At 63.9% G+C, this 4,794-nt stretch carries 5 protein-coding genes; 1 reads left to right on the forward strand and 4 read right to left on the reverse strand.

All coding sequences use genetic code 11. From position 1 onward, the window contains the following. Positions 1-196: 196 nt before the first annotated feature. From EOA28_RS25340 to EOA28_RS25355, 4 genes are all read right to left on the reverse strand, one after another. Positions 197-1,108 carry a sugar phosphate isomerase/epimerase gene (locus EOA28_RS25340; RefSeq protein ID WP_127249472.1) on the reverse strand — a complete coding sequence of 304 codons (912 nt, stop codon included), beginning with the start codon at positions 1,106-1,108 and terminating at the stop codon, positions 197-199. 19 nt (positions 1,109-1,127) lie between these two features. Then, positions 1,128-2,663, reverse strand: coding sequence for a mannitol dehydrogenase family protein (locus tag EOA28_RS25345; protein WP_245463380.1), 1,536 nt, complete (start codon positions 2,661-2,663; stop codon positions 1,128-1,130). After that, positions 2,660-3,442 (reverse strand): SDR family oxidoreductase, encoded by a 783-nt coding sequence (locus EOA28_RS25350; RefSeq protein WP_127385982.1) that lies wholly within the window; start codon positions 3,440-3,442, stop codon positions 2,660-2,662. The genes EOA28_RS25345 and EOA28_RS25350 overlap by 4 nt, the downstream gene beginning before the upstream one ends. Positions 3,443-3,613: 171 nt before the next feature. Beyond that, a complete protein-coding gene (locus EOA28_RS25355) occupies positions 3,614-4,513 on the reverse strand; it encodes a MurR/RpiR family transcriptional regulator (protein ID WP_127253775.1) in 900 nt (299 codons plus the stop codon). 32 nt (positions 4,514-4,545) lie between these two features. Here EOA28_RS25355 and EOA28_RS39600 point away from each other — a divergent pair. Continuing rightward, a partial coding sequence (locus EOA28_RS39600; protein WP_148670846.1) for a hypothetical protein occupies positions 4,546-4,794 on the forward strand: 249 nt, incomplete at its 3' end.

The following is a 4,794-nucleotide window of genomic DNA, read 5'->3' on the forward strand; positions in this document are numbered from 1 at the left end:
GTGTTGGAAATGCCGATCGTGTATTTGCCGGCGGCGGCCGAGGCGCCTACCGAGGCGAGCAAGGCGGCGCCGGCAAGTAGCGAGGCCACGGTCAGATGTCTTTTCATGTCAGTACTCCTCCACATTGATCTTTTCAGTTCGGTCGATTGTTCAGCTCAGTTCCAGGGCGCCGACATGGTCGGCGCCAAGCTTTTCGTCATTTGACGAAGGGGTGCAGCACGTCGCGGGCAAGCAGGAAGCCGCGCTTGACCTTTTCATCCGTCCCCTCGAAGCGCCGGTCCTCATGCTCGATGATGACCGGGCCGTCATATCCGGCCCGGTAGAGGCCCGAAAAAATCCTGCTCCAGTCGATGTCCCCAAGCCCCGGCATGCGCGGCACCTGCCAGCCTATGCCAGCCGAGAGGATTCCGCGCTCGTACAAACCATCATGATCAATCATCAGGTCCTTGGCATGCACGTGCAGCATGTTCTTGCCGAACTCGCGGATGAAGCGCTCCTTGTCGATCATCTGCCAGACGAGATGCGAGGGGTCGAAATTCATGCCGACATCGCCGCCCCAGGCTTCGAGGATGCGGCGCCAGACGTAAGGCGAGTAGGCGATGTTGTGCCCGCCCGGCCATTCGTCATAGCTGAAGATCATCGGGCAATTCTCGAAAGCGAGTTTCACACCGTGTTCGCGGGCGTGGGCGATGATCGCCGGCCAGACCTTTTGCGCGTCCTCCCAATTGGCGTCGACAGTCTTCGAGGCGTCGCCGCCGCAGAAGGTGTTGACCAGCGAGACCCCCATGCGGCTCGCCAGCACGATCACCTTCTTCAGGTGACCGATCACCGCCTCGCGATGCGCCCGGTCGGGATGGAGCGGGTTGGGATAGAAGCCGAGGCCCGAGATGGCCAGGCCCTTGCCGGCAAGCCCGGCGGCAATATCCTTGGCTTCAGCGGCCGAGATGTCCACATCGATATGGCTGGTGCCGGCATAGCGGCGGCTGGCCCCGGAAGTCTTCGGCCAGCAGGCGATTTCCAGCGCCTCGAAACCGGCCGAACGCGCCCAATCGGCGACGTCGCCGAGAGCAGTATCCGGAAATGGTGCCGTGAGCAGTCCAAGTTTCATGATGCCTCCCAATACCAAACTATGCAGATCGAGCCGGCTGGTTCAATGGCGCCTCTGTTGGCCCAGAGCAGACTTGTCTGACGAAGCCCATCGGATCGTTCGAGAGCAGGCCGTCGAGGCCGGCGACGACATGCGCGCGGAAAGTCGCGTTGGCGGCCAAGGACGGGTCGAAGATAGCGTCGATTGCCAAGATCGCGTCGGCGAGCAGTTTGCTGTCCGAACCAACGCGGTCGGCGATCGCCGCGATCCTGCCGGCGAAGGGGTCGGACACCTGCCAGGCGCGGCCGAAGCGCGCCGATGCCTTGATCAGATAGGCCATCCAGCCTGCCACGGGAACCGAAAGAAGCTCGATGCTCCCACCCTTCACCAGGCGGTCGCGGATCGGGTTGAGCAGGCGCTGCACGATCTTCTGCGAGCCGTCGGTGGCGATCTGGTGATTGCGGTGGCGAATCGCCGAGTTGGTGAGGCGCGACAGGCTCTGCTCGACATAGGCCGCCGGCGCAATGCCGGAGACCGGCATCAGCGTCGGCAGTGTTTCCTCGGTCAGCATGCGGCGGACGAAGCCTGCCAGAAGCGGGTTGGCTATCGCCTCGAACGTATGTTCGAAACCGCCCAAAACCCCGAGATAGCTGAGCGTCGTCTGGGCGCCGTTCAGCACCCGCATCTTGAGATGCTCGAACGGCGTGACATCGTCGACGAAGGCCGCGCCGACAAGGTCCCAGCGCGGCACGCGTCCGGCGAAGCGGTTCTCGATCACCCATTGGCGGAAACGCTCGCCGACCACGAGGGCGCTGTCATGGTAGCCATAGCGCTGCTCGACCGTATCGATATCGGCCGCGGTCGTCGCCGGCGCGATGCGGTCGACCATGGCCGAAGGGAAGGCGACATTGGCTTCGATCCAGTCCGCCAGCTTGCCGCCGCGCCGCTCTGCGAACGCACGCACGACATTGCCAAGAATGGTGCCGTTGGTGGGGATGTTGTCGCAGGACAGCAGCGTCACCGGGCGGCCATGCGTGGCTATGCGCAGTTCCAGCGCCTGTGCCAGGATGCCGGGCACGCTGCGTGGCGCTTCCGGATTGGCGAGATCGTGCGCGACATCGGGATGCTCAAGGTCGAGCGCGCCGCTCGACGGGATGTGGCAATAGCCTTTCTCGGTCACCGTCATGGTGACCATCTCGATCTCGCGCGAGGCGAGCACGTCCAGCGCCGGCGCGGCATTGTCCTGGCTGTCGACGACGCGCATGATGCTGCCGATGACGCGCGCCTCGACCTCGTCGTTCTGGCGGATCAGCCGCGTGTAGAGACCGTCCTGCCGCCCCAGCGTGTCGGCAAGAAGGGGCGGGCGGATGTTGATGCCGATCAGTCCCCAGCGGCCGAAATCCTTCGCCAGAAGGTCGTCGGTGTATTCGGCCTGGTGGCAGCGGTGGAAGGCGCCGACGCCGAGATGGGCGATGCCAGGCTTGAGTGCTGCGCGATCGTAAGCCGGCTTGCGGACTTCGGATGGCAAGCGGCCGAGCAGGGCAGGGCTGAGGCTTTCGGGCGATGACGCGCTCACCGGTTGGCTCCGATCACCCATTGCTCCTGGTCGACCAGCGTGCCGGTCATCGGACCGGCGGCGTCGGAGAGCAGGAACACGGCAAGATTGGCTATGTCGGTCACGGAGAACAGCCGGCCGAAGGGCTGCGTCGCATTGGCGGCGTCGAGCCAGCCCGAACCCTGGCCGAGCGTGTCGGCCTGCATGATCCGTTCGGCCGGAGTGTCGGTCCAGCCGACATTGATGCCGTTGACGCGGATGCTGTCGAAGCGGTGGGCGTTGGCGGCGTTCTTGGTCAGCGTCGCCAGAGCGCCCTTGGTGGCGGAATAGACGGCAAGCTCCGGCGTGCCGCAATGCGCGTTGATCGACAGGATGTTGACGATAGCGCCGCCCTGTCCGCGCTTCTTCATGTCGGCGATCGCCGCCTGCATGAGGAAGAAGGGCGCGCGGGCGTTGACCGCAAACAGCGACGCCCAATCGTCGAGCGTGGCGTCGGTGAAGGACGCGCGATCGGTGAGGCCGGCGGCGTTGACGAGACCGTCGATGCGGCCGAAGCGTTCAATGCAGGCCCCGGCCAACCGCGCCGGGGCCTCGGGATCGCCAAGATCGGCCGCAGCGAAGGCGGCAGCAGCGCCCATGGCCGTGAGCTCGGCGGCGACAGCATCGCCGCGCTTCTGGTCCCGGCCGGTGATCAGCAGGCCGGCGGCGCCGGAGCGCGCAAGCGTCTCGGCGGTCGCGCGGCCGATGCCTTGCGTCGCGCCGGTGACCAGCACCACCTTGCCGTCGAGACGAACCTCCATTCCTCCTCCCGGAACAAAGTTTCCATTTTTACAAATATGGAACGATAATTCCCGTTCGTCAATCGTGCTAGGGCGGTTCACCGTTCCATGGAACCGGTGAACCGCTCTATCTCCTTGTCTTTCGCAATTCCGGACGGAAAACCGCTGACACTTTTCCTGGAATTGCTCTTGTCAATCTGTCCGGCGCGCGACGACGCCATGGACCAGGGCCATGCCGACCGCGAGCGAGGCGGCTAGCGAACGGAAGCCGCCAAAATCCTGCTCGACCACTTCCAGCCAGGTGTCGGAGAGTTTTGCCAGCGGCGAAAATGTGCTGTCGGTGATGGCGAGGATGCGCGCCTTGCGCTCATGCGCGACGGCGACGAGGTCGGGCGTGATCGAATTGTAGGGGCTGAAGGAGACGGCGAGCACCGCATCGCGCGGCGTGATGCAGCCGACCTGGTCCAGCGCGGTCGAGCCGACATTGTCGACCAGCACATTGCGCACGCCCTGCTGCGACAGCGTCAGCGACAGATAGGTGGTGACGGGAAAGGCGCGCTTGCTGCCGATGACATAGATCAGATCGGCCGCCGCCAGATGATCGATCATCGTCTCGAAAGCGGCGATATCGAAATCAGCGCCGATGCGGCCGAGCGAGGCCTGGCAGGCGCCGACCATGCCGTTGAGGAAATGCAGGTCGGCATTCGGCTCCTCGGCCCTGTCCGGGCTGCCTTGCGCATCCGGCCAGGAGCCCTTCATGCGATCCTTGAACAGGAGCTGGAAATCGGAAAAGCCGGAATAGCCGAAGATCTGGGCGAAGCGCACCAGGGTCGAGGGCTGCACGCCGGCCTGCTCCGCCACTTGCGCGATCGTGCCCAACGCAACCTCGCTCGGATGCTGCCAGAGGAAGATCGCCACCTGGCGAAGCCGTTTCGGGAAATGCACGGTGCCTGACGAAAGCACTGCACGCAGCTCTTCATAGGTTTGCGGCTTGGTGTAGCCAAGTGCTGCCAGTGATCGGCTCCTCTTCCTCGCTGCCGTCTCCAGGCTGTGCGAGGACGGCTCGTCGGCCGCCCTGCCGCGGCCGCTCATAGGTTATGCCTCATCGTGACCCCAACCATCGGATGCATTATCCGATCCCTGCCCACCGGATGCGGTCCGTCACCTGGACCGAGGTAAAAAAGCTAACGCGGTACAATCGTTTTACAAAACAAAAAATAGAAATATCATTCGAAAACAATCGTCGCCGGTCACAACATCCGCACCGACCGGCATATCGAACCTTGGGGAGGATAATCGCAATCATGGTCTATGCAACCGCCGATGGTACGTCGCGTCAACGCCTGCGGGTCGGCATGGTCGGAGGCGGCCGC

The organism is Mesorhizobium sp. M2A.F.Ca.ET.067.02.1.1 (genome assembly GCF_004023285.1).
GTDB lineage: Bacteria > Pseudomonadota > Alphaproteobacteria > Rhizobiales > Rhizobiaceae > Mesorhizobium.

Bases quoted from the DNA above. Each gene is read 5' to 3' on its own strand.
- EOA28_RS25340 (WP_127249472.1), bottom strand. From the start codon at position 1,108: ATGAAACTTGGACTGCTCACGGCACCATTTCCGGATACTGCTCTCGGC.
- EOA28_RS25350 (WP_127385982.1), bottom strand. From the start codon at position 3,442: ATGGAGGTTCGTCTCGACGGCAAGGTGGTGCTGGTCACCGGCGCGACG.
- EOA28_RS25355 (WP_127253775.1), bottom strand. From the start codon at position 4,513: ATGAGCGGCCGCGGCAGGGCGGCCGACGAGCCGTCCTCGCACAGCCTG.